Annotated in this window: 27 protein-coding genes; 5 read left to right on the top strand and 22 right to left on the bottom strand. The window is 62.4% G+C overall.

What is annotated here, in order from left to right:
• Nucleotides 1-27: 27 nt before the first annotated feature.
• The 8 genes from NX068_RS18695 to NX068_RS18660 all read right to left on the bottom strand — a co-directional run bounded on the left by NX068_RS18695 (nucleotide 28) and on the right by NX068_RS18660 (nucleotide 9,623).
• Nucleotides 28-438 (bottom strand): hypothetical protein, encoded by a 411-nt coding sequence (locus NX068_RS18695; RefSeq protein WP_263462735.1) that lies wholly within the window; start codon nucleotides 436-438, stop codon nucleotides 28-30.
• Nucleotides 435-2,006, bottom strand: coding sequence for an IS66 family transposase (gene tnpC / locus NX068_RS18690; RefSeq protein ID WP_263462737.1), 1,572 nt, complete (start codon nucleotides 2,004-2,006; stop codon nucleotides 435-437). Before tnpC ends, NX068_RS18695 begins: the two co-directional genes overlap by 4 nt.
• Before the next feature lie 63 nt (nucleotides 2,007-2,069).
• Entirely contained in the window at nucleotides 2,070-2,417 is a 348-nt protein-coding gene (gene tnpB, locus NX068_RS18685; protein WP_020229613.1) for an IS66 family insertion sequence element accessory protein TnpB, read from the bottom strand.
• Entirely contained in the window at nucleotides 2,414-2,755 is a 342-nt protein-coding gene (gene tnpA / locus NX068_RS18680) for an IS66-like element accessory protein TnpA (protein WP_263462734.1), read from the bottom strand. The genes tnpB and tnpA overlap by 4 nt, the downstream gene beginning before the upstream one ends.
• A 272-nt stretch (nucleotides 2,756-3,027) precedes the next feature.
• On the bottom strand, nucleotides 3,028-3,405 hold the full coding sequence (locus NX068_RS18675) for a hypothetical protein (RefSeq protein WP_147915017.1): 378 nt from the start codon (nucleotides 3,403-3,405) through the stop codon (nucleotides 3,028-3,030).
• A gap of 60 nt (nucleotides 3,406-3,465) precedes the next feature.
• A complete protein-coding gene (locus NX068_RS18670; protein WP_231698657.1) occupies nucleotides 3,466-6,651 on the bottom strand; it encodes a CusA/CzcA family heavy metal efflux RND transporter in 3,186 nt (1,061 codons plus the stop codon).
• 15 nt (nucleotides 6,652-6,666) lie between these two features.
• Complete coding sequence (locus NX068_RS18665; protein ID WP_147915019.1) at nucleotides 6,667-8,262, bottom strand: efflux RND transporter periplasmic adaptor subunit; 1,596 nt, start codon at nucleotides 8,260-8,262, stop codon at nucleotides 6,667-6,669.
• Between the two features lie 8 nt (nucleotides 8,263-8,270).
• Entirely contained in the window at nucleotides 8,271-9,623 is a 1,353-nt protein-coding gene (locus tag NX068_RS18660; protein ID WP_147915020.1) for a TolC family protein, read from the bottom strand.
• A 237-nt stretch (nucleotides 9,624-9,860) separates the two neighbouring features.
• On the opposite strand from NX068_RS18660, the gene NX068_RS18655 reads away from it, so the two are divergent.
• On the top strand, nucleotides 9,861-10,115 hold the full coding sequence (locus tag NX068_RS18655) for a hypothetical protein (protein WP_231698658.1): 255 nt from the start codon (nucleotides 9,861-9,863) through the stop codon (nucleotides 10,113-10,115).
• A gap of 147 nt (nucleotides 10,116-10,262) precedes the next feature.
• Complete coding sequence (locus NX068_RS18650; RefSeq protein ID WP_147915022.1) at nucleotides 10,263-10,733, top strand: hypothetical protein; 471 nt, start codon at nucleotides 10,263-10,265, stop codon at nucleotides 10,731-10,733.
• Here the strand turns inward: NX068_RS18650 and NX068_RS18645 are convergent.
• The 11 genes from NX068_RS18645 to NX068_RS18595 all read right to left on the bottom strand — a co-directional run bounded on the left by NX068_RS18645 (nucleotide 10,675) and on the right by NX068_RS18595 (nucleotide 18,124).
• Nucleotides 10,675-11,046, bottom strand: coding sequence for an H-NS histone family protein (locus tag NX068_RS18645; protein ID WP_147915023.1), 372 nt, complete (start codon nucleotides 11,044-11,046; stop codon nucleotides 10,675-10,677). The genes NX068_RS18650 and NX068_RS18645 overlap by 59 nt on opposite strands.
• 45 nt (nucleotides 11,047-11,091) lie before the next feature.
• Nucleotides 11,092-11,262, bottom strand: coding sequence for a hypothetical protein (locus NX068_RS18640; protein ID WP_187265813.1), 171 nt, complete (start codon nucleotides 11,260-11,262; stop codon nucleotides 11,092-11,094).
• Between the two features lie 11 nt (nucleotides 11,263-11,273).
• Nucleotides 11,274-12,023 (bottom strand): TrbG/VirB9 family P-type conjugative transfer protein, encoded by a 750-nt coding sequence (locus NX068_RS18635; RefSeq protein WP_263462733.1) that lies wholly within the window; start codon nucleotides 12,021-12,023, stop codon nucleotides 11,274-11,276.
• Nucleotides 12,024-13,103: 1,080 nt separating this feature from the next.
• Complete coding sequence (locus NX068_RS18630) at nucleotides 13,104-14,267, bottom strand: replication protein RepA (protein ID WP_231698536.1); 1,164 nt, start codon at nucleotides 14,265-14,267, stop codon at nucleotides 13,104-13,106.
• 52 nt (nucleotides 14,268-14,319) lie between these two features.
• Nucleotides 14,320-14,628 (bottom strand): hypothetical protein, encoded by a 309-nt coding sequence (locus NX068_RS18625; RefSeq protein WP_231698537.1) that lies wholly within the window; start codon nucleotides 14,626-14,628, stop codon nucleotides 14,320-14,322.
• Nucleotides 14,625-15,650 carry a ParB/RepB/Spo0J family partition protein gene (locus NX068_RS18620; RefSeq protein ID WP_231698538.1) on the bottom strand — a complete coding sequence of 342 codons (1,026 nt, stop codon included), beginning with the start codon at nucleotides 15,648-15,650 and terminating at the stop codon, nucleotides 14,625-14,627. The genes NX068_RS18625 and NX068_RS18620 overlap by 4 nt, the downstream gene beginning before the upstream one ends.
• 14 nt (nucleotides 15,651-15,664) lie before the next feature.
• Nucleotides 15,665-16,426, bottom strand: coding sequence for a ParA family protein (locus NX068_RS18615; protein WP_231698539.1), 762 nt, complete (start codon nucleotides 16,424-16,426; stop codon nucleotides 15,665-15,667).
• 541 nt (nucleotides 16,427-16,967) lie between these two features.
• Nucleotides 16,968-17,213, bottom strand: coding sequence for a hypothetical protein (locus tag NX068_RS18610; protein ID WP_231698540.1), 246 nt, complete (start codon nucleotides 17,211-17,213; stop codon nucleotides 16,968-16,970).
• Nucleotides 17,214-17,245: 32 nt separating this feature from the next.
• A complete protein-coding gene (locus NX068_RS18605) occupies nucleotides 17,246-17,614 on the bottom strand; it encodes a hypothetical protein (RefSeq protein WP_231698541.1) in 369 nt (122 codons plus the stop codon).
• Entirely contained in the window at nucleotides 17,601-17,786 is a 186-nt protein-coding gene (locus NX068_RS18600) for a hypothetical protein (protein ID WP_231698542.1), read from the bottom strand. The genes NX068_RS18605 and NX068_RS18600 overlap by 14 nt, the downstream gene beginning before the upstream one ends.
• A complete protein-coding gene (locus NX068_RS18595; protein ID WP_231698543.1) occupies nucleotides 17,765-18,124 on the bottom strand; it encodes a transcriptional regulator KorA in 360 nt (119 codons plus the stop codon). The genes NX068_RS18600 and NX068_RS18595 overlap by 22 nt, the downstream gene beginning before the upstream one ends.
• Nucleotides 18,125-18,284: 160 nt before the next feature.
• Here NX068_RS18595 and NX068_RS18590 point away from each other — a divergent pair, with 160 nt between their 5' ends.
• Entirely contained in the window at nucleotides 18,285-18,803 is a 519-nt protein-coding gene (locus NX068_RS18590) for a TrbM/KikA/MpfK family conjugal transfer protein (protein WP_231698544.1), read from the top strand.
• Nucleotides 18,804-18,825: 22 nt separating this feature from the next.
• Here NX068_RS18590 and cadR read toward each other — a convergent pair whose 3' ends face one another.
• Nucleotides 18,826-19,269 (bottom strand): Cd(II)/Pb(II)-responsive transcriptional regulator, encoded by a 444-nt coding sequence (cadR, locus tag NX068_RS18585; protein ID WP_231698575.1) that lies wholly within the window; start codon nucleotides 19,267-19,269, stop codon nucleotides 18,826-18,828.
• Nucleotides 19,270-19,352: 83 nt separating this feature from the next.
• Between cadR and NX068_RS18580 the strand changes: the two genes are divergently transcribed.
• Nucleotides 19,353-21,593: a heavy metal translocating P-type ATPase gene (locus tag NX068_RS18580; RefSeq protein WP_231698545.1), complete on the top strand. Its 2,241-nt coding sequence runs from the start codon at nucleotides 19,353-19,355 to the stop codon at nucleotides 21,591-21,593.
• A 1-nt stretch (nucleotide 21,594) separates the two neighbouring features.
• On the opposite strand, the gene NX068_RS18575 is transcribed toward NX068_RS18580, so the two are convergent.
• Nucleotides 21,595-22,905 (bottom strand): heavy metal sensor histidine kinase, encoded by a 1,311-nt coding sequence (locus NX068_RS18575; protein WP_263462732.1) that lies wholly within the window; start codon nucleotides 22,903-22,905, stop codon nucleotides 21,595-21,597.
• Nucleotides 22,902-23,588, bottom strand: coding sequence for a heavy metal response regulator transcription factor (locus NX068_RS18570; RefSeq protein WP_231698546.1), 687 nt, complete (start codon nucleotides 23,586-23,588; stop codon nucleotides 22,902-22,904). Before NX068_RS18570 ends, NX068_RS18575 begins: the two co-directional genes overlap by 4 nt.
• 147 nt (nucleotides 23,589-23,735) lie before the next feature.
• Here NX068_RS18570 and NX068_RS18565 point away from each other — a divergent pair, with 147 nt between their 5' ends.
• Nucleotides 23,736-24,071, top strand: a complete 336-nt coding sequence (locus tag NX068_RS18565) for a DUF4148 domain-containing protein (protein ID WP_231698547.1) — start codon at nucleotides 23,736-23,738, stop codon at nucleotides 24,069-24,071.
• Nucleotides 24,072-24,115 lie beyond the last annotated feature (44 nt).

Genomic DNA, 24,115 nt, shown 5'->3' with positions numbered 1-24,115 from the left:
CCGCGCCAGTGCTAGCTTTTCGTACCGTCACTTATTGCACTGAAAACGAGGAGACCCCTTCTCGCCGCAGCGAAAGTCGTTGCGCGTCGGTCGGGGGGCGGCCGGCGGCTCTGGCGCCACAGCTTGAGGGCGTGTTGCAGGATCGGGCAAGGGCGGTTCGATCGCGGCGTAAGGCAACTTCCACTCTTTGCGCTCGCGCAGGTCTTGCAACGTGACCTGCGTGTCACGCATGGCCACCACCTTGCCTTCTCGCAGACTGCCATCGCGCCAGTCCACAAAGCGCACGGTTTGACCCAGGTTCATGTCCTTGCGCACGGCAATGATGCGGCGTGGGTCGGCCAGCAGCCGCTCGATCAGCGTGCTGAGCTGGAACAGCTCCAGGCTGCTTGCGTTCTGCAGGGCGTCCAGCACCCGCGGGTCAATGCCAGACACGCTCATGCCGCCTTGCGTTGTTGATCCGCCTGACGGGACTGCCGCATCAGGTTCCAGGGCAGCAACTCATCAATGCGGTTGATGGGGTGGTCGGCTATGCGGCCGAGCACCTCCCGCAGGTAGGCCTCGGGGTCAATCCCGTTGAGTTTGGCGGTTTGCACCAGGCTGTAGATCGCCGCCGCTCGCTCGCCGCCGGCATCCGATCCCATGAACAGGTAGTTGCCCCGTCCCAAAGCCACCCCGCGCAATGCCCGCTCTGCTGCGTTGTTGTCCATCTCGATGCGCCCATCTTGGCAATACCGCGTCAGAGCCTGCCAGCGCGTTAGGCTGTAGCCAATGGCTTTGGCCAACTCCGATTTGGCCGACACCCGACCAACCAACTGGCTCAACCAGACGTGCATCTCCTGCAGCAGCGGCCCGGCACGCGCCTGGCGTTGGGCCTGTCGAATGTCGGGAGGCTTTCCCCGAATGTCACGCTCGATGGCATACAGATCGGCAATGCGTCTGAGCGCCTGTGCTGCGATAGACGTCTCGTCTTTGCCGCTGCTCAGGTACAGGTCCCACCACGGTCGGCGCGCGTGCGCCCAGCATGCTGCCTCGGTGATCTGTCCTGAGGCGTACAGCTTGCCCCAGCCGCCATAGGCATCCGCCTGGAGAATGCCGCGATATTTCTTCAAGTGGCGCTCTGGATGCTCGCCTTTGCGATCCGGGGTGTACTGGTACCAGGCCGCCGGTGGCGCACTTGAGCCGATCGGACGGTCATCTCTGACGTACACCCACAAGCGCCCCGTCTTGGTCTTGCCGCGCCCGGGCTGCAGCACCGGCACGGGGGTGTCGTCGGCATGAATCTTGGCAGCCGCCAGGGTGTAGCGCCCCAGTGCGGCCACCAGGGGATCAAGCAATTGACCGGCCTGGTCAACCCAGCCGGCCAGCGTTGAGCGGTCCAGCTCAACACCGCTGCGGGCGTAAATGCCGCTTTGGCGGTAGAGAGGCAAATGGTCACAGTACTTGGACACCAGCACATGGGCCAGCAGGCCGGCACCGGCCAGTCCGCGCGCTATGGGGCGGCTGGGTGCGCTGGCCTGGAAGATGGCATGGCACGCCACGCAGGCCAGCTTGGGACGCACATGCCGGATCACCTTGAAGTGGGCAGGCACGTACTCCAGTTGTTCGGAGACATCCTGTCCTATCTTACGCAGTCGAGCGCCACAAGCGGTGCACCCGCAGGACTGGCCATTTGTGTCCTGGTGCGTGTCGCTGATCTCGGGCAGGTGCTCCCGAACATCGCGCGGCAGGTGCGCGGGCAGACTGCGGTCGATCTGCGGGTCATTGGCGGGGGCCGGTGCAGATGCGGCCTTGGCTCGAGTGACCATCGCGGTCTCGCCACCATCGATCAAAGGCATCTGCGCCGACCACTGTTCGCTGGAGGTACCGAATTCGGAGCGAACCCGGCGCAGCAGTTGCAATTTGAGTTTGTCGACCATCAACTTGAGCAGGGCCACCTCGCTGTCGCGCGCCGCGATGATGCGCAGCAATTCGTCGATGTTCTGGGGCGGTTGATGGGGCGTCGGCACGGTTTTGAGTATGCCCAACTCTGCTGTCTCACCTCATCGGGAATGACCCGCAACTGCCAAGCTTTACGCAGCCAGATCGGGACGGTGCGTGCGCGCCGGCATGCGCCAGTCGATGCCTTCAAGCAGCATCGAGAGTTGGGCTGAGGTCAGAGACACGCCGCCGGATGCAGCTTGCGGCCAGACAAAGCGGCCGCGTTCGAGCCGCTTGCACAGCAGCAGCAAACCTTGGCCATCAAACCACAGCACTTTGAGGATGTCGCCGCGCCGGCCGCGAAAGACAAAGACGTGGCCACTGAACGGGTTCTCGCTCAAAGCTCCTTGGACCATTGCCGCCAAACCGTCGAAGCCTTTGCGCATGTCGGTGTGGCCGGCCACGATCCACACCCGCGTGTTCGCTGGCAAACCGATCATGCGCGCACCACGGCCAGCACCGCCTTGAGTTGCTCGGTATCCACTGGGCCGCGCAGACGGATGACAGTGCCGCCCACCTCAATCTCCATCACTGTCTCGGGCTGGCGGGCGTTTGTGGTGGCCACCACCTCAGCTGGCCGAGCGTCTGCGACGACCGTGACCGGCAACAACGTATGAGGTGAGGACTGCCAGTGCTCGAGTTTCATCCAGCTGCGAAGCTGGTTGGCGTTGACACCGTGGCGAAGTGCCAGGCCGGCAACCGAAACCTCTGGCTTGAGCGCTTGCTCCACCAGCCAGGCCTTGAAGGCCGAGACGTAGATGCGCTTGCCGTTGCGCATGACTCGCTCCACCGTCGGGCCGTTCCACTCTGGGGTGTGTCCACTGTCTTGCATATGGACATATCCTGCATTGACCCTCCGCTCCTCACAAGAAGGGCCTTGGGGCCACGCTTACCAGTAATCAGGAAGCTGATCCAGATCCAGACGAGCTTGACCGCTACTGCGTGGACCATAGATGAACAAGGTGATTGCGCGCAGCGCGCACGGGTCTGGATTGATGAAAATCGTCGCCGGGATGTGCGTGAGCGGCAACGGTTTCGATCATCGTGGGGTCACTTCAGCGTGTACCGCACCGAGGCAACGGATTTACCGGCCTTGGAAACGGCTGCCACCACCTTGGTGCCCGATCCCACCTTGAAGCTGCCTGCAGCTTCGAGCGCGGCGCCTGACGGCTTCAATTCGACCTCCTGTTTGTCGGTGCCGGCCAGCAGCGTCACCTTGGCCGTCATGCCGGCCACGTCCACCGGTTTGCCGTGGTCACGCACATGCAGTTGTAGCTTGTCTGCACTGGCCACCAGTTCATAGTCGATGTCTTTCGACTGAGCGACAACGCCGCCGTGCAGAGGCTTGGTGTCATGGTCTTTTTCGGAGGCGAACGCGATTCCCGAGACCGAGATGGCCAGGGCGAGCAGTGCATGGTTGAATTTCATGGAATCTCCTTGTTGGGAAGGGAAAAAGGGCCCCGTGTGAGCGGGGGCCCCTTTGGGGAACTACGCGGAATAGGGGGTGACGGGGTGCGCAGGCTCAGCGGACACGTCCTCGTCTTGTTCGTCAGGCTTGTGCGCCAGGCGGTAGAGGATGGGCAGCACCAGCAGGGTCAGCAGAGTCGAAGAAAGGATCCCTCCGATGACCACAGTGGCCAGCGGGCGCTGCACCTCGGCACCCGTTCCGGTGGCGATCGCCATCGGAATGAAGCCCAGCGAAGCGACCAGCGCGGTCATGAGCACGGGGCGCAGGCGGGTCAACGCACCGTCCCGTATCGCCGCGTCCAGCGCCACGCCTTCTTCCCGCAGCGTGCGGATGTACGAGATCATCACTAACCCGTTGAGCACCGCCACCCCTGAGAGCGCAATGAACCCGACGGCGGCCGATATCGACATCGGTATGTCCCGTAGCCACAAGGCCAGGATGCCGCCCGTCAACGCGAAGGGAATGCCGGTGAACACCAGCAGGCCATCCTTGGCGTTGCCGAACATGGCGAACAGCAGCACGAACACCAGCAGCAGGGAGACGGGCACCACGATCTGCAGGCGCTTGGACGCGGACTGCAGGTTCTCGAAGGTGCCGCCCCAGCTCGTCCAGTAGCCTGTGGGGATCTTGATCTGCGCCAGGCCTTGCTCCGCCTCGGCGACGAAGGAACCCACGTCACGCCCGCGCACGTTGGCGCTGACCACGATGCGGCGCTTGCCGTTTTCGCGGCTGACCTGGTTGGGGCCGGGCGCGAGTTCAAACGATGCCACTTCTCCAAGCGGAATGAAGTTGATTCGAGCCTCTGCCGCCCCGGATGCCCGGGGCAACGGAATGGGCAGGCGCTTCATGCCTTCCAGGTCATTGCGGATCGATTCCGGCAGACGCACCAGGATGTCGAAGCGCCGGTCGCCTTCAAACAGAGTGCCAGCCTCGCGTCCGCCGATGGCCGTTGCCACGGTGTCCTGGATGTCCGCCACATTCAGGCCGTAGCGCGCAGCCTTCTGGCGATCAATGTTCACGGTAAGCATCGGCAGGCCGGTGGTCTGCTCGACCTTGACCTCGGACGAGCCCTGAATCTTCTGCAGCATCGAGGAAACCTCTTCCGCAGTCTTGTTCAGGACTTCCATGTCGTCGCCGAAGATCTTCACCGCCACATCGCTTCGCACTCCGGAAATCAGCTCATTGAAGCGCAGTTGGATGGGTTGCGAGAATTCGTAGTTGTTGCCTGGGATCTTGCCGACCACCTCTTGGATGCCCGCGAGAAGCTCATCCCGCGTCTTGCGAGGTGTAGGCCACTCGTCCATCGGCTTGAGCATGATGTACCCGTCAGAGATGTTCGGAGGCATAGGGTCCGAGGCGATCTCTGCCGTGCCAGTGCGCGCGAAAACTCGTTCAATCTCCGGGAACTTGGCCTTGAGTGTGCTTTCAATCTGCTGCTGCATGGCGACGGATTGCGACAGGCTGGTACCTGGGATGCGCAGCGCCTGGATAGCGAGGTCGCCCTCATTGAGCTGGGGCACGAATTCGCTGCCCATGCGGGTGGCGATCAGCCCACACAGCACCACGGCTACCGCAGCGATGGTGAGCACCAGGGCCTTGGCCGACATCACGCGATCCAGCAGCGGTGCGTAGATGCGCTTGGCGTGGCCGAGCAGGAAGTTTTCCTTCTCGTTCACGCGGTTGCCGATGAACAGGGCCACGGCCGCAGGGATGAACGTCACCGACAGGATCATGGCGCCCACGAGTGCTGCCACCACGGTAAACGCCATGGGATGGAACATCTTCCCCTCGACGCCTGTCAGCGCGAAGATAGGCAGGTACACCACCATGATGATGAGTTGGCCGAACAACAGCGCCCGGCGCGACTCCTTGGAGGCCAGGAAGACTTCGTGGAAGCGCTCGGCGCGCGTCAACGGCCGACCATGATGGGCCTGAGCGTGGGCCAAACGCCGCACGCAGTTTTCGACGATCACCACCGCGCCGTCGATGATGATCCCGAAGTCGAGCGCTCCCAGGCTCATGAGGTTGGCGCTGACTTTGTAGTTGACCATACCCGTGAAGGTGAACAACATGGAAAGCGGAATCACCATCGCCGTGATCACTGCTGCACGGATGTTGCCCAGGAATAGGAACAAGATCACGATCACCAAAATCGCGCCTTCGAGCAGGTTCTTCTTCACCGTGTTGATGGCTTTGTCCACCAGCACGGTGCGGTCGTACACCGTCACCGCATGTACGCCCTCGGGCAAGTTGCGGTTGATCTCCACCATCTTCTTGTCCACGGCCTGGGAGACGGTACGGCTGTTCTCTCCGATCAACATGAACACCGTACCCAGCACCACCTCACGGCCGTTGTCCGTGGCGGCACCGGTGCGCAGTTCGCGACCCAGGGCCACGTCGGCCACGTCGCGCACGCGCACCGGCACGCCGTTGGCGCTGCTCAGGATCACGTTGCCGATATCCTCCAGCGACCGGACCTGCCCAGGGGCACGGATGAGGTACTGCTCCCCACGCTTTTCGATGTAGCCCGCGCCCACGTTGCCGTTGTTGCGGTCCAGCGCGGTCACGATGTCCTGCAGCGTCATCCCCAGCGATGCCAGCCGCTCTGGTATGGGGGCAATCTGGTATTCCTTCGCGAAACCGCCAATCGAGTTGATTTCCGTGACGCCGGGAACGTTACGCAGCTGCGGCTTGATGATCCAGTCCTGGATCTCGCGCAGGTCGGTCGGGGTGTAGGGGTTGCCGTCCGGCTTCTTGGCACCGTCCTTGGTTTCCACGGTCCACAGGTAGATTTCACCCAGGCCCGTGGAGATGGGCCCAAGGGCCGGAGTGATGCCTATGGGCAGGCGGTCGCGTGCTTCCTGGATGCGCTCGTTCACCAATTGCCGAGCAAAGTAGATATCGGTGCCGTCTTTGAAGATCACCGTTACCTGAGACAGTCCGTAGCGGGATAAGGACCGTGTCTGCTCCAGGTTGGGCAGGCCGGCCATGACTGTCTCGATGGGGTAAGTCACGCGCTGCTCGGCCTCCAACGGCGAGTAACCGGGCGCCTGCGTGTTGATCTGCACCTGGACGTTGGTGATGTCGGGCACCGCGTCGATCGGTAGCTTCTGGTAGTTGAATACGCCGAGCGCCGCCATGGCGAGGGCCGCGAGCAGCACCAGCCAGCGCTGCTCGATCGAAAATCGAATCAGTTTTTCAAACATGGAGCGACTCCGAGGTCAGTGCGTGTGCTCGGCCGAGGCCTTGCCCAGTTCGGACTTCACAACGAAGCTGCCGGTTGCCGCATAGGGAGCGCCTTGCTTGAGGCCCTGGAGCACTTCCACGCGCTTGCCGTCACTGCGTCCGAGTTGCACGGGTTGTGTGATGAAGCCGCCGTTGACCTTGAGAAAGACCACTGGCTTCTCGCCCACGGTCTGCACGGCGTCTGTAGCGATCGTTACCGGAACGGTCGCCTCATCCGCAACCACTTCGACGTTGACGAAGAGGCCGGGTCGCCATGCGCCATTGGGGTTGTCCAAAACCACACGAGCCTTCGCAGTACGGGTCTGCTCACCAATCAACGAGCCGACGAAAGCCACAGTTCCGGTAGCTGAGGCGTCGAACGCCGTCGCTTTGATTGTGACCTTTTCTCCCACCCGCACTTGGGGCAGATCCTTGGCCGGCACATTGATCTCGGCCCAAACCTTGCTGAGGTCGGAGATGGTGAAGACGGCTGCATCTTCCTTGACAGCTTCGCCCAGGCTGATGTGCTTTTCAATCACGATACCGTCAAAGGGTGCTCGTAGTTCAAGCCGATTCAAGCCGGATGGAGACGACGCGCCGAGTCCCAGTGCACCCAGCTTCTGGTGGGCATTGGCGACCGCCACTTCGGCTTCATTCAGGGCCTGCCTAGCCTGCAAGTAGTCCTGTTCCGCGGAGACTTTCTGCTCCCACAGTTTTTTCTCACGCTCGTAGGTGGTTTTGGCTAATGCCAGGCGCTTTTGTGCTGTCTGTAGCTCGCTGCGTTGCTCCGAAGCCGTAGGGCTGGCAATCGCTGCCAGAACCTGGCCCTTCTTGACGACCTGGCCCAAGTTTGCGCTGACGCTTTCAACGACGCCTGCGAGGCGCGGTACCACGTGCGAGGTGCGGTCTTCGTTCAGGCGGATTTCACCGGGTAGCAGCAAGGAACTCTTGATGCTGGCAGCGGATGCCGTGTCAACGCCGATGGCGGCCGCCTTGATCTGGGCGTCAGTCAACTCCACCTTGCCTTCTTCCTTGCTCAGCACGAACATGAAGGGCTCATTGGCGTGTTGGGCAATGATCTCGACTTCGAAGGCATGGGGTTCTTCCACCGCTTCGCGACTCACCCAACTTCCCTTTTCAGCGCTGAAGGTCAGGGCCTGTTTGTCCCCGGTGGGGCGAGTGATGGTCGCGGTCACGGACGCCGCATTCGCCGGCACCGCCTGGTCCTTGTCGGACATCCAGATGCGCAGGCGTGGCTCCCCACCGCCTTCTGCCAGCAAGGCCTCCAGTGTGAAGTCGCCTTCCTTGAACAAAGTGCCGCCATTGGGGCCCTTGGCTTCACTCGCCTCATGGTGCTCTTCGTCGGCATGGCCCTTGTCATCGTCGTGGCCCTTGCCATCTGCCTTGCCGTGGTGTTCACCGTCACCGTGGCCCTTGGCTTCGGTGTGGGTTCCGTGGCCATGGCCATCGCCCTCCGCGGCCTTGGTATTGCCGCCCTGAAGGAGAAATGCTCCGGCTCCGACGCCTAAGGCGAGTACGACGGCAATGGCAATCAGGTGCCTTTTGCTGATGGTTGGTTTGCTGGTGGTCATGGTCAATCTCAGTTATGCGTGATGGTCTGATCCGCGGGAGACGCCCCCCCAAGCAGACGGTCGATCTCGGCTGCTGCGCGGTGGGCCTCAGCGAGTGCCTTGAGGTACTGCGATTTGGCGGTGAAGTACGTGCGCTGTGCGTCAAGGACTTCGAGGAAGCTGAACTTGCCGTTTTCGAAACCGATGGTCGCTGCGTCGTAGGCCGACTTAGAGCCTGGAAGTACATCCGCCTGGAGAGCCTGCACTTCGTTAGCAATGGTGGACAACCGGTCGTGCGCCTGGGCGACCTCGCTGCGCAGGCGCACCGTAATGGCCTGAAGCTCGTCTTGCGCCTTGTCTTCGAGCTTCAGAGCCTCCAGCAGGTTGCCTTGGTTGCGGTCAAACAGGGGCAAGGGCATTGAGATGCCCAGAAGTAGCACATTGCGCTGGGTCTCGTTGGCCCGTTGCACACCGGCACTGACCGTGACGTCTGGCACGCGCTTGCTCCGTTCCACTTCCGTCAAGGCCCGGCGCCGTTCCACCTCGACCTTGGCCAGCACGACGGCTGGTGAAGAATCCACCAGGGACTGCAGATCCATCAGGGTCGGCAATGTGGGCAGGTCGTCAGCCTTACCCTCCAGCGCACCGGCGACGGCAGTGGTTCTGCCGAGCAGCGCATTCAGGCGCGTCAAGGCATTGCGTTCTTCGCTGGCGGCCTGGCTCAACTCAACGCGGATACCGGACTCCGCCACCCTGGCCTTGGTTTCCTCGACAGGAGAGACCTTGCCTGCCGCAACCCGTTTGGCCACAGCGTCCGTGGACGACTTGGCCAGCGCCGAACTGTCCTTTGCCAAAGCAAGCCGCTCCTGCGCGGTCAGCACATCGAAAAAAGCTGCCACCACGTTGGCGCGAACGGTGGCGCGCACGTCTGCCAACTGTGCCAGGGCTTGCTCACGGGCCTTTTCAGCGGCCTTTGTGCGTGCAGCGCGCTTTCCCCCCAGTTCGATGGGCAGGTTCAGCTGCCAACTCTGCGTGCGCGTCTGCGAACGTGTGTCTTCAAGCGAGTAGGCCAGTTCCGGGTTAGGTCTAACTCGGCCCTGGATCACCTGTCCTTCGGAGGCTTCGACTTGGCGTGTGGCGGCAGCCACCTCGGGGTTGCTTTCCATCGCAAGCTCGATGGCCCTGGCGAGCGACAACGGCGTGGCGGACAACACAGAAGTGGTACCCAGCACCGATTGAGGGCTTTGCATGCTGGGAGCCATCACTTGGGACCAAGCTCCGGTGGTACCCAGCAATATGGTGGCAGCCACCGTTGCGAGCGCGAATTTCTTGTGGCCGCGCGCGGCGCGCTGACCCTTGTTACCGTGATTACCCTTTAACATCCGATTCTCCAATGACCTCGAAATACGAAGACATCGGCGGGAGGGCAGACACAGGTCTGCTTGGTGGCCTGTGGTTCGTTTCGCCTTACCGCGCACGCCCAAGCACGTCACGAAGACGTGCAGGCTGACTGGCTAGTTGGCTGAAAAGAGAAGTAGGCGCCCCGCCGATCAGGCGAGGACGGGCCACTGAGGGCGATCGGGCGGAGAGGGGTTCACGCCAGTGAAAGGCGTGGAGATATGAGCAACCATGGTGTTGCCACGGTCCACGGATTGCTTGGCCACATGGAGCTGAGTTACACCCAAGCCCAAGCCACCGCAAAGGCGGCAGTCGCGATCGGACTTGTCGAGGCTTGGCTCACTCTTCTTGGTCTTGCCGACTGTATCGGTGTCAGCATGCTTATGCTCGTGGTGACCGATGTGCTCCGTCTTCGCTGGCTCACTTTCATGCTGGCAATACGAAGCCACCGCTGCCCAGCTGAACTGGAGCGGTAGTATCAGTATGAAAATGGCGATCCAGCGACGCATCATCACAGTCTAGCATGGCGAGGTGTCGGATCGTCGGTCAGGCTTGCCCGTTTAAACTACCTTGACGCCAAATTAAGTTTGCGTACCTGTACGATTACTGAATAAAGTGCGAGCATGTCCTCGCCGCCCCTTCGTGCCCTGGAACGCGAATTCCGCCGCCAGCTGCTCCCCGGCGTCGGCGGCCTGACCACCTACGCCGATCGGTACGACGCCCAGCTGCAGCGCCTGCGCGAAGCCACCCCCGTGCAGGCGAAGGCGGAATTCGCCCGGCTCGGCGGCGTGGTCAAGTCTTGGCGCCAGTACCTCAAGCAGGGCATCACCCTGGCGGTGCTGGGCTCGATTCGGCCCGGCCGCGAGCATGTGCGCAAGTGGCAGTTGGACCGCTTCGGCCAGTCGCAGACCAGCGCCCACCTTCGCCAGTTCGCCGATGAAGCCCGCGCCGGCGGCGGCCGGGGAGACGAGATCCGGTTGTCACCGGCGTTGAACGACGAGTGCGCGGCGCTCTTTCGCCGCTACAAGGATGCGCTCAAGCGCCCGCCGGCACCTGCTGGGCCATCTTCCGCAATATCCCCTCGGCCGGGATGAGGAAGTTCGTGTAGTCCTGGCCGGCGATCCATCGCGGCGCCTTGCCGCGCCCGGTCCATGTCTTGCCGCTGTTCGGGTCGTAGTACCTGGCCGGCGCCTTCTTCCTGGGCTCGATCTTCCGGGTGCGTGCCGCCGCAGCGGCACCGGGCATCACGTCCGCCTGGCTCAGGTCGTAGGTGGCCATCAGTTCGCGGATCTGCGCGATGGCGGCGTCGCGCGCCTCGGAGCGCACGGCCTGGATCTTCGCGTCCAGCGCCTCGCGTGCCGCAAGAAGCTCTGCCAGGGAAAGCCCGGCCCATTGGTCATCAGTCATGGCCGAGAGTCTAGCGACCGCCGCCCCGGCGGCCGCGCCCGCGCCTCAGCTTCTGCCCAGCGTGCCGAATAGGGCCGCCGCCAGGCCCAGCAGCACGATGACCAGCCAGACCAGCCGGTTCGTCCAGCGGTACACCTCGTTGCGCCGCATCTTCTGCGACGTGCGCGGCACCATCAGCCCAAACGCCCGGCGGACGACTTTTCTCGCGCCGATCATGCCACCCGCCCTCAGTACGCGATCACGAAATCGACTTGGCTGTCCCGGGCGCCGCCGACCACCGCCCGGGTGGTGCGAATCCGCTCGGCTGGCACGCCGTTGTCGATCAGGAACTGGCGCGCCTCGGCGATGCGTGAGTAGGCCCGGGCCTCGGCCAGGTGGCCGCCCCGGGCCACGGCCGCGCCGATGGTGACGCGGCTGGCCTCGCGCGATGCGGCCACCAGCTGGCTGGCTCGCCCTTCGCCCAGCGACTCCGAGAAACTGCCGTTGAGGACCACGCTGATGCGATCTGGCGTCGTCGCGTCGCCCCGGGCCGGCAACTCGGCCGCGTCGCCGTAGTTGTCGGGCGCCGGCGGGCGCACCGCAGGCACCGGAGCGCCATACTCCAGCGCACGCGCCGGCACCGGCGCGGCCACGCGCGCCGGCGGCGCCGGCATCCTGGCGTAGACGTGCGCCACGCCATGCGGCGTCGTCACGGTGAGGTTGTCGTAGACCCCTTCCAAGACCAGTAGCCGGTCGGTCCAGGCGTAGGGTAGGGCCGTGCCATCGACGGTGGTGACTACCGGATTCATGCGCCTAGCATCAAGGAATTCGAGGTAGGTGTGCCCGTCGTCGTTGTAGGCGCGGTGCAACGCGATATTGGGCTGCACGTCGATGACATACTGATGGCGAACGGTCGGCCGGGCGGCCTCCAGCGCCGGGCCGGGCGAGGTACACGCGGCGAGCCAGCCCGCGGCGGCGGCAAGGAAAAGCGCTTTCACGGCAAACCTCATGTTTAACAAAACATAGGCAGATTATATGTTTTGTTCAACGATACAGAAATGCCGATTCCAGGCAACCGCGTGGATATCATGCGATCCGGCGCTCCTTCTCCTCCCTCCCTCCTCCCCAAACGGAGCGCCGATTCGGCCGCCATCGAGCGGCCTTCTTTTCTCCCCGAGAAACCGCACCCGCTTGGCCAGGTGCTTGCACCTGGCGGTATTGGGTATGGGCGAAGCCCATGTCACCGCCTGAACGCGCACGTGCCCAGCCCATAGGGCGCAGCGCTTATCCGCGCCCGCAGTCTCCTTGGGGCGCGGCCTTGTTGGTCGTCACTGAGGGTTCCCGCAGCCTACGCACACCACAGACGTCTGAGCGCGGGGCACGCCGCTGGCTGGCACGCAACTTGCCCCGCGTCCTGATAAGCAGTTCAGCGTTTGAATTCACAGTTGTGGCTTGATCAGGGCGTGGCTTGTCGGGGGGCTGTCTTTGTTCGGCCCCCTTGGGGGGGCCTGGATTGGGTGAGCGCGCAGCGCGAGGGCGTTAGCCCTGGGGGATGCCGGGTGGGAAGGACGCCGAAGGCGGCCGGGGCGTAGGCCGCTTGCGGCCGGAGCGAGCCGGCGGGGGCGTAGCCCCCAAGAGGCGGTGTCCCTACGTGGCGCGGCCTGTACACAAACGCGGCCTTCTACTACAGGTTAAATAAAGAAATATAAGGAAAAGAAATACAGGGGGCGTCTGTGGATAACCCATTTTCCTGTTGAAAATCAATGGTTTATGCGTGCTTCGAGGGCTCCCGAGCGAGAGTAGATCGCACACCTTGCGAGAGTAGATCGCACGAATAACCCGCTAAGCCCTTGATCCAATTGAAGATGTTACCGAGAGTAGATCGCACGCACATCTTGATGTTCTCCACCGACTTATCCACAGCAGCGAGAGTAGATCGCACCGTTGGTTACAGGGGATGGGGTGGCCTTCGGACGGCCTGACGGCCTGACGGCGAGAGTAGATCGCACCGCGCACGGGCCGGCGCCGAGAGTAGATCGCACCATGCGAAAGGCCCGAGCACGACGAGCGACGAGCGTTCAGAACAGGTCGCCCTGGCCCTTGATCTGCGGCACGTGCGGCTTGGACGGGTGCAGGATCAGGCCGCGTTCTGTCACGTCGAACCTGGCCTCGGGGTAGATCTCGCGCACAACGTTCAGCGCCGGTTTGAAGCTCTTGTTGCGGAACTCGCGCACCGCCCGGCTGGGGTCCTTCGGGTCCACCGCGTAGTTGGAGCCGAACTGCAGCATCAACGCCTCCCACGGCACCGGCCGGGTGGAGCGCTCGATGTAGCTCATGCGGTACGTCATCCACGTGTAGAGGTCCATGGCCACCGGTGAGCCGCGCAGCGCGCGGTAAGCGCGCAGGTCGATCGGCACCGGCCGCTCGATGATTTCCGCGAAGAAGCGCGCGCTGAGCACGACACGGGAGCGCCAGCGCCCGGCCATCTCGCGGCTCTGCGGCGTCCACAGGCGGTTGTCGTCCTCATCGTCCCGATCGTCTCCATCCCCATCCCCATCCCCATCCCTGGCATCGGCGGCCGGCGCGATGGCCACATCGCCGGCGGCTTCGTCCAGCAGCTGGGCCGTCTCCCTGTCCATGGACGCCTCGTCCACGATCAGCACGTTGCGCAGGTTGAACGAGCGCCCGCGGTCGCCGGTGTACGTGGCCGTGATGAGCGTCGAGAACAGTCGCTCCATCTGCTCGGAAACGCGCGCGTTGGCGCCGCGCTTGCCGCCGCCCCGCTGGATGCCGAGCACGTTGCGCAGGAACGAACTCAGGCTCTCGCCCAATTCAAGCTCCGGCGAACCGGTGCGCACCGCCTCGGTGGTGATCCAACTCATCAGCAGGCGCGGGTAGACGCCGTAGGGCAGACCGTTGTCGTTGCCGCCCATCATGCGTAGCACATAGTGGCCGTTGCGGCGCTCGAAGATCGGGCTCTTGGGGTCCTTGTACGGCAGGGTCGCGTTCACCAGCGCGCGCGCCATGAAGCCCAGCGCGCCGGCCTTCTTCGCTTCCTCGGTCTCGATCGCAAAGGACTCGTCAATCACGTCGTGAACCCACTTGGGCATCGGCGTGCTGGCGCGGTAGTCGAGCGACAGCGGCCTGCCGTCCTGCTCGGGCGCCGGATTGGCCCCGGCGCCGCGCGGCGGCCGGGTGTTCGAGGCGTCGTGCGCGCTCCCCGGGAGATCCTTCTTCGTCATAAAATCCCCTTGCAACATTCCTGTTGCGGACTAACTGTTTGCCCGGCGCTCTTCATGGAGCGCCGGTTTTTTTTTGTGCTGTGCGCGGCCGTGGCTGGCCCCGCTTTGGTCTTGTCCCGGCCTCCGCCGCCTCCAGCGTCTTGGCCTCGCGGTACGCCGAGAGCAGCGCGTTCATTCTGGCGACAGTGTTCCACACCGCCTGCGCCGTGACGTGGTGCAGTTCGGCGGCATACTTGTAGGTCTTGCCTTCCTGAATCACCAGCCGCGCGGCCGCGATGCGCGCCTCGCTCAGGCGGCCGATGCGCACTGCGATCAAGTGCAGCGCCGCGAACTCACCGGGGTCGAGCGGTCCCAGCTTCATGCCGACTGCACCAGACGCAGGATTTCGGCGAGCTGGAAGCGGCCCGACTGGCCCGCGTCCACCCCGCGCAGGAAAGCGGCCAGCCGCAGCGCGCCGGCGCCGGCGGTGCCGAACACGCGGCTGTCGAAGCCTTCGAAGACCGCCCGCCCGGCCTTGGCGGCATTGCAGCCCTGCTCGAAGTATTCGCGCAACTCCTCGCACGCCTTCTTCTGCTCGGGGGTGAGCGCGGCGGCGATGGCCTTGGCATCGCCCGTCCTGGCCTGCGCATAGAGTTCGCCCAAGTCGTGCCTGGCGGCCTTGGCCTTGTTCGCGGCCGGCTTGATCCTGGCGCGCACCCGCTGCACCTTCTCCCGCGAGTCGCCCTTGCCGAAGTTCCTCTTCAGGTCGTCCACCAGTTCCTTGGCCACGAAGGGATCGCGTGCTTCGATCTGGCGCACGTCGCTGATGATGGCCAGGTCGGCGGTCACGCCCTCGGTCACCAGCCGCTGGGTCTGCTCGGGCAGCTTGTTAAGCGACAGAATCTTGGACACCCAGGAACGGCTCTTGTTGCGCTTGGCCATCACGGCGTCGATGCTGCCCAGCTGCTCCAGATCCTTCTGCAGGCGGCGTGCAAGCTCCATGTTGGTCAGGTTCTTGCGCTGGATGTTCTCGGCCGCCTGGATGTCCTCGGCCTGCTGGTCGGTCAGATCGCGCACCATCGCCGGGATGGCATCCAGGCCGGCCATTTGCGCCGCCCGCACGCGCCGCTCGCCGGCGATCAACTCATACCGCTCGCCCTTCCTTCGCAGAAAAATCGGACTGATGACGCCGACTGCCTTGATGCTGGCCGCCAGTTCCGGCAGGGGGTTGTCCTCGTCCTCCAGTTCGGTGCGGATCTGCGGCCGCATGTCGATCAAATCCAGCGCAACCGGAAACTGCTGGGCTTCGTCGTCCGTGAAAAAGGCGGAGACCGAATCGCCCAGCCCTTCGATGGCGCCGGCGAAGATGTTCGCACCGGCGGGTTTGGTGGATTTCTTGCTCATGCTCTGTCTCCCCCTCACTTCACCCGCTTGAGGATCAGCCGGCACGCCGCCCGCCATTCCTTGCCCGCCGCCAGGTGCCCGCCGCCTTGAGTGGAGTGCCACACCGGCTTGCGCGCCGCCACCGCCTTCTTCACGGCCGCCCGCGAGGGCAGGGTGGCCTCGATCAGCACCGCATCGCCGTAGCGCTGGCGCAGCATGGCCAGGCCGTCGCGCTCGGCAGTGCTGCGCGTGTTGGTGTTCACCGGCAAAAAGCCGATGTGCTTGGCGTGCTGGTTGACGCCCTTCTGGCGCAGCGCCTGCATGGTCTGCATGAGGTCGCCCAGCCCGGCCAGTTCGTACACGCCGATGGACAGCGGCGTCACCACATAGTCGGCGGCCGCCAGAGACGCCAGCAGTCGCATGCCCAGCAGCGGCGGCGTGTCGATCAGGCACAGGTCGAACTGGTCGGCGAATTGCTGCAGGGCCGCGCGCGGGCGCTTGACCACGCTGTTTTCCGCACGGTCCACCTCCAGCAGCGCGGCATCGGCGCGCACGATGCCCAGGCCCTCGTCCACCATCTCGATCGCGGCATCGGCGGGCAGGGCAGGCAGGTACAGCTGCGAAGCCACGATGCCGTGGCCGCCCGTGCTGGGGAACGTCATGGACAGGCTTCCCTGCCGGTCCATGTCCACCATCAGCACGCGCTTGCCGTCTTCGTGCGCGGCATAGGCCAGGTGCGCGGTCAGCGTGCTCTTGCCAACGCCACCTTTCTGGTTAGCGGTCACCAGAATTTTCATGCTCTCACTCCTGTTGATTTGGATGTTCGGACTAACTGACGATCTCTTTTTTGTAAGTCTGCATTGTAGGACGGCGAGGGCCCGCAATCAACCTCTAGGAGTGTATTTAATACACCTATAGAGGTGTAATGCAACAGCTGCGAGGCCTACCTGTTTCTCGCCGAGAAAGGCCGGCCATCGTGCGCCGTCGCCGGCCTGTACCTTTGCTGGCGCGCTCGCATTGAAGTATTCGTACAGGTACGAATACTAAAGAATCTGCTATCGCGCGCGGCTCTTTTGGACTCCGCAGGCTTCGCCTCAGCGGGCATGGTGGCGTGCTTGACCGCCGCCAATCGAGATCGGGGGGGTAGCCCGGGGAAAGACCCTTGCCCCTGGCGTGGGCGTTGGCCGCGCGGACTCGCCCAGCGCATAGCCCTGCGCCGAAGCGATCCGCCGAACCACGCTTTCCAGTCCCTGCAACTCCTTCAGTTCCTCGCCGGTGTGCGCGCGGCCGGCGCGCATGCCGACCACCTGCCGCGTCTGCGCCGCCAGTGCCTCCCGCTCACCGCGCACCCGAACCGGCCTCTCGCCGCGCCATCGCGCGCTGGTACTGCTCCGACAGCTTCGAGGCCAGCACGTAGCACGCGAAAGACGTGAGCGGCATCACGACGAAGCAGATGAACCGCGATTCGCTGCGCTGCATTAGCAGTCCGCCTAAGGTGGCGATGCCGGCGCTAAACGACAACAGCCGCAGCACGGCCACGCACAGGACGATGGGCAGTCGAAGCCAGCCGAGTAGCAGGTCCATACATCACCACCTTTTCCGTGCGTGGGCCGGCGTCACGGCGAAGCGCCGTGCAGCTTGCCGCGCATGCGCTCGACGTCGGCCCGCGTCAGAACCGACAACACGCACAGGCGCTGCAGCGCCGCGTCGATGCGCGTGCCGCCTGCCCCGCCGGTGAAATCCCAGGTGAACGGGCGCGAGCTGAACAGCGCGGCCACGTCCTCGATCCTCGCCTCCGAATCGGCCACCTGATCGACCAGCCGCAGCAGCAGGCGGCTGGCGGCATTGGCCGCCGCCACGCGCGCACGCTGGCCAGGATCGGCGTCCAGGGCCAGGGCCACCGCCTCGGCGGTAAGCCGGTCCAGATCCTGGCCCACCGCCGCGCGCGCCTGCCACAGCCGGCTTTCCCGCTCAAGGGCATCCATGCGGGTCCTTTCCGGGCGCCAGGACGCCAGCGCAGCGCGCATCGAGCAGTCGCGCCAGCAACTGCGCATCGTTGGCGGCATCTACCGGGTCGCGCACCAGCGCGCCGCGCAGGGCGTCCCTGAGCCAGCGGGAAGCGGCAGGGTCCCGCATCACGCGATCGATTTCTTCCATCCTTTGTCCAAGAGGTAGCGTTCGAGGCGCTTGCGCGTCTCGGCGATGAATTCCACCGGCGCCACGATCGTGGCCTCTTCCCAGCCTGGCGGCACCAGCACGGGCGCATTGCTGCGCAGTTCCTCCACCTTGTCCATCACCTTGTTGCAGGTCCGGGCCAGCGGCTGGTAGGTGAGGTTGTCGCCGCGGGCCACGACTGAGACCGCCTCGCCGTCCACCAGCACGCGCTGCACGCGCTCAATCGTGGCCGGCGCGATCCTGAAATACGACACCGCCTCTTCAAGCTCCTTCAGCGTGCAGCGCTGCGGAACACGTTTTTTCAGGGGGGTGTCGGTCATGTCGGCCTCATGGGAGATGTTGAAAACTACACCTCATTTTACACCACATAATTAACCTAAAAAAGGGGAATATGTATCGTTTATCAGAACATAAAAGGATATTAACTATCGTTTGACAATACAATGAAAGCCCAAAGGCGACACAGGCAAGAGGTTTCTCATGGCAACACCGCGCACCAAGAATCTGCTGCCCGCCCTGGCCTTGGCTCTGTGCAACATCGCCCAGGCCCAGGCAGACCAGAGCCCGGACATGGAACTGCTCACGGGCGATACCCGCCTGGCGTGCGAAGCCATCCTGTGCCTGTCCACCGGCGAGCGCCCCAGCGAGTGCCAGCCCGCCATCCGGCGCTATTTCTCCATCGTCAGGCGCACCCTCGGCAAGACACTGGGCGCGCGGCGCGACTTCCTGAACCAGTGCCCCACGGCGAAAGAGGACGGCTACACGCGCCAGTTGGTCAATGCACTGGTGGACGGCTCCGGCCGCTGCGACGCCGCCGCACTCAATGGGCGCGGCTGGATGCCCGCCGGTGGCGACAACGGGTACTACATCTCCAATGCAATGCCGGCGAGTTGCCAAGCCTACTACGACAACGCAGGCCTCGACGTGGGTTCAGTCCGCCCGATCTATGTCGGCCAGCCCGAGCGCGGCGGCCGCTGGGTTGATCCTGTGAATCAATGAAGAGACTGCCCCCACAGCTGCATCAATGCGTGCCGTGCAAATGAGGCCAGTTGGGTGATAGAGGCTTTGATACAGACGCGTGGTCGAGGCCGCTGAGAATGCCGCATTCGGCGACCGCATGCGGAGACGTGCAGCGCGCGCGCAACGCCTTCAGGTCCCTCTCCAGCACGCGGAGTTCGCGAATGCGTTGCGCTACATGGCCAATGTGCTCGTCAAGCAGTGCATTGATCTCGCCACAGTCTTGTGCAGGCGAATCGCGAAGCTCAATCAATGCGCGGATCTCGTCCAGGGTCATATCTAGCCCGCGGCACTGGCGGACGAATGCTAGCCGCTCAACATGGATTGGCAGGTAGAGGCGGTAGTTATTCTCAGCCCGCGCTGGTGGCGGAAGCAAGCCCTCTCGCTCGTAAAAGCGGATGGTTTCAACTGGCGTTCCAGTCGCTTCGGCCAGTGCTCCAATCTTCACGGGCAAATCCTACCTTTCTGTATAGAAGGCTTGACTCTACACCGACTACAGGGTTTTCAATATAGAAAAAGCAAGGATCATCCATGAAGCACTCTCACACCGATCAAGGATCTGCAGTCGCCATCAGCGACGATTGTTGCGGAACCGGGCCCTCTGAAAAGGTTCGTCTTTCCGGTACCACGGCAAAGGTACAAGGTCGAAGCTTTCGAATCCCCACGATGGACTGTGCCGCTGAGGAAGCTGAAATCCGCCGAGCCCTTGACGGCTTGCCCGGTATCCGCGGTTTGCGATTTCAGCTTGGTCAGCGAACCTTGACCATCGATGCCGATGAACCGTTGATGGCACCCGCACTGGAAGCCATCCGCAAGGCAGGGTTTGATCCACAGCAAGTTCGTGCAGCAGATTCAGGTGATGCGCACTCTGAAGGCGATGGTCACAACCACGATCCTGTCCGAGGCCAGTTGCCCAAGCTGGCTGCCGCGCTGCTCCTGGCTATCGCTGCCGAAGTTATCGGGTACTTCGCTCCGGAAACCGCAGTCTGGCGCGCCGCTGGCCTCGCCGTAGCAGGGGTCGCGATATGGCTGGCAGGTTTTGACGTCTACAAGAAGGGGTTTGCAGCCCTGCGGCATGGCCGTCTGAACATCAATGCGCTGATGACAGTCGCGGTGACGGGGGCATTCGCGATCGGCCAGTGGCCCGAGGCCGCGATGGTCATGGCCCTGTATGCGATCGCCGAGGCGATCGAAGCACGCGCGGTCGATCGCGCGCGCAATGCCATCAAGGGGCTGCTGGACATGGCGCCCGACCAGGCCTCTGTAAGGCAGGTCGATGGCAGTTGGAAGGTCGTGCCTGTTGCCGAAGTCGTCGTCGGTGCGTTGCTGCGTGTGAAGCCAGGCGAACGTGTGCCTATGGACGGCGTAGTTCGTTCTGGTCAAACAAGCATCAATCAGGCACCCGTCACCGGCGAGAGCATTCCGGTCGATAAAACCACTGGTGACTCCGTCTTTGCTGGCACGATCAACGAATCAGGCACCTTCGAATTCGAGGTGACCGCACTGGCATCGGATTCGACGCTCGCGCGCATCATCCATGCCGTCGAAGAAGCTCAGGCAACACGGGCGCCGACACAGGGCTTCGTTGACCGCTTTGCCGCGATCTACACCCCGGCAGTTTTCGTGATTGCGCTGGCAGTCGCGTTGCTCGGCCCATGGCTGCTCGGCTGGACCTGGATGCAGGCAATCTATAAGGCCCTCGTGCTGTTGGTCATCGCATGCCCGTGCGCGCTGGTCATCTCGACACCGGTAACCATCGTCAGCGGCCTTGCTGCAGCAGCCCGTCGCGGCATCCTGATCAAGGGCGGCATCTACCTTGAAGAAGCACGCAAGCTCAAGGCCATCGCGCTGGACAAAACCGGCACGATCACCGAGGGCAAGCCTCGGCTCGTGGATTGGTCCGTCATCGATGCACAGACTGAAGCAGCGGAAGCGGAGCACGTTGCCGTTGTCTTGGCCAGCCACTCCGACCACCCCGTTTCGCGTGCGATAGCCGCCGGTCTGAAACCCAGCGACGTCGAGGCAAGGGATTTCACAGCGCTGGCTGGAAGGGGCGTGCAGGCCAATGTCGGCGGCGTGACCTATGTGCTTGGCAACCACCGCCTGATAGAGGAGCGGGACCAGTGCTCACCGGAAATCGAGGAGCAGTTGAAGCGGCATGAGGAAGCGGGCCGCACCGTTACGCTGCTGGCCAGGCCGGAGAGGGTGCTTGCGTTGTTCGCTGTCGCCGACACGATCAAGCCTTCGTCGCGCGAGGCCATCGCGTCGCTGCAAACGCTGGGCATCACTCCCGTCATGCTGACTGGCGACAACCAGGCTACGGCCACGGCCGTGGCGCATGAAGCCGGCATCGCCCAAGCGCGCGGCAACTTGTTGCCCGAGGACAAGCTCGAAGCGATCAAGACTTTGCAGCGCGATCTTGGGTCTACAGCGATGACCGGCGACGGCATCAATGACGCACCTGCTCTAGCCCAGGCCGACATTGGCGTGGCCATGGGTGCGGCTGGAACCGATACGGCAATGGAAGCTGCCGACGTGGTCGTGATGAACGACGACCTACGGCGAATCGCAGAGACGGTGAAGCTGTCGCGATCAACTCACGCGGTACTGTGGCAGAACATCGTTCTGGCGCTGGGCATCAAGGCCATTTTTCTTGTGCTCGCCGTTTTCGGCAGTGCAACGATGTGGATGGCTGTTTTCGCGGACATGGGGGCAAGCATGTTGGTCGTGCTCAACGGGCTTCGACTTCTGAATGCGGTTCAAAAAACATGAATCAATCAGGCAGCACAAACCCAATGGACGTGACGCCATCCCTTGATTCAGCCAGGGTTCGCCCTCTGTGCATACGGGCGATGGCGGAAACAATCGCCAAGCCCAACCCGTGATTTCGGACTGCCTCCGTGCGCGCGGAGTCAACGCGATAAAAACGATTGAATAGATACGGCAGATGCTCGTCCGGAATGGTATTACCCTGATTCACCACTCGTAGAGCCACTTCGGCATCGTGCCTATTGATCTTCACAACAATCGTGCTCTGCGGAAGCGCATGCCGAGTTGCATTTCCGATGAGGTTGGACAGTGCACGTTGCAAGAGGCGTATATCGACAGCGCAGGCCGCATCGCCGTCAACTTGCAACTGAAGGCCAGCATCCTCTATCGCTGCCTCGTGCAGGTCCGCAACCGCATTAACTAGTCTGGCCAGGCTGTCTACACTCTCTCGGCGGGCCTCTGCCCCACGGTCAGCTTGCGACAGGAAAAGCATGTCCTGCACGATCATCGACATACGTTGCAGATCTTCGAGGTGATCCCCAAGCACGTCCCGTAGCGTCTCGACATCGCGTGCTTTGCGCAAAGCGATTTCTGTGCTTCCCATCAATGTTGCCAGAGGCGTGAACAATTCGTGCGCGACGTCGGCGTTGAACGCTTCCAGTTGCTCATAGGCCGTATGTAGGCGCTCTAGCATTCCATTGACATGAAATACAAGAGGCACCAACTCATCAGGTTGTGCAGAGCCATCCAGTTGATGATGGAGATTATCAGCTTCCAGTGCTTGAATCTGCGACGAGAGATCACGTACTGGTTCCAGGCCGATCTGAACCAATGTGTATCCGCCAATCGCTATCACCACTGCACCGGCTAGCGCAGCCGCAATCAAAGTCTGAGCGAGGCGTTTTAGGACACGATCATCTTCACTGGCGTCAAGACTCAACAGGGCTTGGATGGAGCCGTTGCTGTTCGAAATTTCGAAACGCGCATCGATCGTGCGTTTATCACTAGGTATATTTCCGCTGGCGTAAATCACACGCCCATTAGGTCCGGTCAGGGTCATTCTTACGTCCCTCCGTCCGACCATAGCGTCGTCTAGCTTGTGTGTAAGAGTGGTGAAATCAGGCCCTCCTACCTCAGCAATTAAATGACTTACTTGGATTTTTTGCTGCCTCAGCGTGTCATTTTGCCGATCTTGGAAACTAAGCGCTGTAACGGTATATACCCCCAGGCAAGTCAGAGCCAGCCCTGCCAATGTGAGAAGAGCCATCCAGCGTGCAAGCCGACGCCCCAATGATCCAGCACGCTTTTTCTTCACGATTCTCGCTCTTCTAAGACATAGCCCATTCCACGGACTGTGTGCAATAGTGGTTGCTTAAAAGGTAGATCAAGTTTGTTACGCAGCCGACGCACTGCAACATCAATGACATTCGTACCATGATCAAAGTTCACGTCCCAAACTTGTTCTGCAATTTCAGTGCGAGACAGCACCTCTCCTTTGCGGCGCAATAGAAGTGACAGCAATTGAAACTCTTTGGCCGACAAGTCGATACGCTGCCCGGCCCGAGTCGCACGTCGCCTTCCCAAGTCAACTTGCAGGTCTGCAAGTGTGAGCACAAGTGCGTCAGGAACAGGCGTGTTTCCGGCCGCGCGACGAAGAAGCACTTCAATGCGAGCCACCAGCTCGGAAAAGGCAAAAGGCTTGACAAGGTAGTCGTCTGCTCCAGTTTTTAGTCCTCGTACCCGATCTTCGATCCGATGGCGGGCTGTCAACATGATCACTGGTGTTTGCTTGCTCTGCCTCAGTGCAGCCAGCAGGCCGAAGCCATCAATCCCCGGAAGCATTGTGTCGAGGACGATCAGGTCATAGTTGCCATGCGAAGCCATATGAAGACCGTCTATGCCATTCGCAGCCACATCAATCACGTAGCCCTCTTCAGCAAGCCCTTTGCGAAGGTAGTCCGCGATCTTGGCTTCATCTTCCACGATAAGAAGCTTCATGAGGTGTGCCGATCCTTACCCGGCTTCTCGCTACCTGTCCAAATTGTCATCTTCACGTTTTGCTCCCGTTCGGTGCGGATTTCTACATTGTGTGCATGCCCTCGGGCATGTAGGTATTTTCGATCACACACTGCAAAGGATCTCGCAATGAAATTCACCCATCTTGTCGCACTGCATGCTGTTGTCCTGGCAACGGCGCTGCCCATGGCGGCACAGGCCGATTCGATGTACCATCCTGCTTCCAATGAGCAGGGCTACACCGAACACCCTGATCACTTCAAGAGCACCAAAACCCGTGCTCAAGTGATGGCCGAGGTCGAGGCAGCTCGCAAAGATGGTTCGCTCGCGTTGCTGCAACGCGGCATCCCGCTGCCCATCAAGAGTACCGAGGCGCCGAAAACACGTCAGCAGGTGATGGATGAGATGCGCAACGAATCGCCGGAATCGCGCCGCGCGCGCCAGGAGCTTTATTCTGGCGGTTGATCTAGATGCTTGACCCTCTCGGGCCGCCTCGGCGTCAATGCTCC

It is taken from the genome of Thauera carbonicopians, from assembly GCF_025699485.1.
Taxonomy (GTDB): Bacteria; Pseudomonadota; Gammaproteobacteria; order Burkholderiales; family Rhodocyclaceae; genus Thauera.
This window is presented reverse-complemented; position numbering and strand designations above follow the sequence as displayed.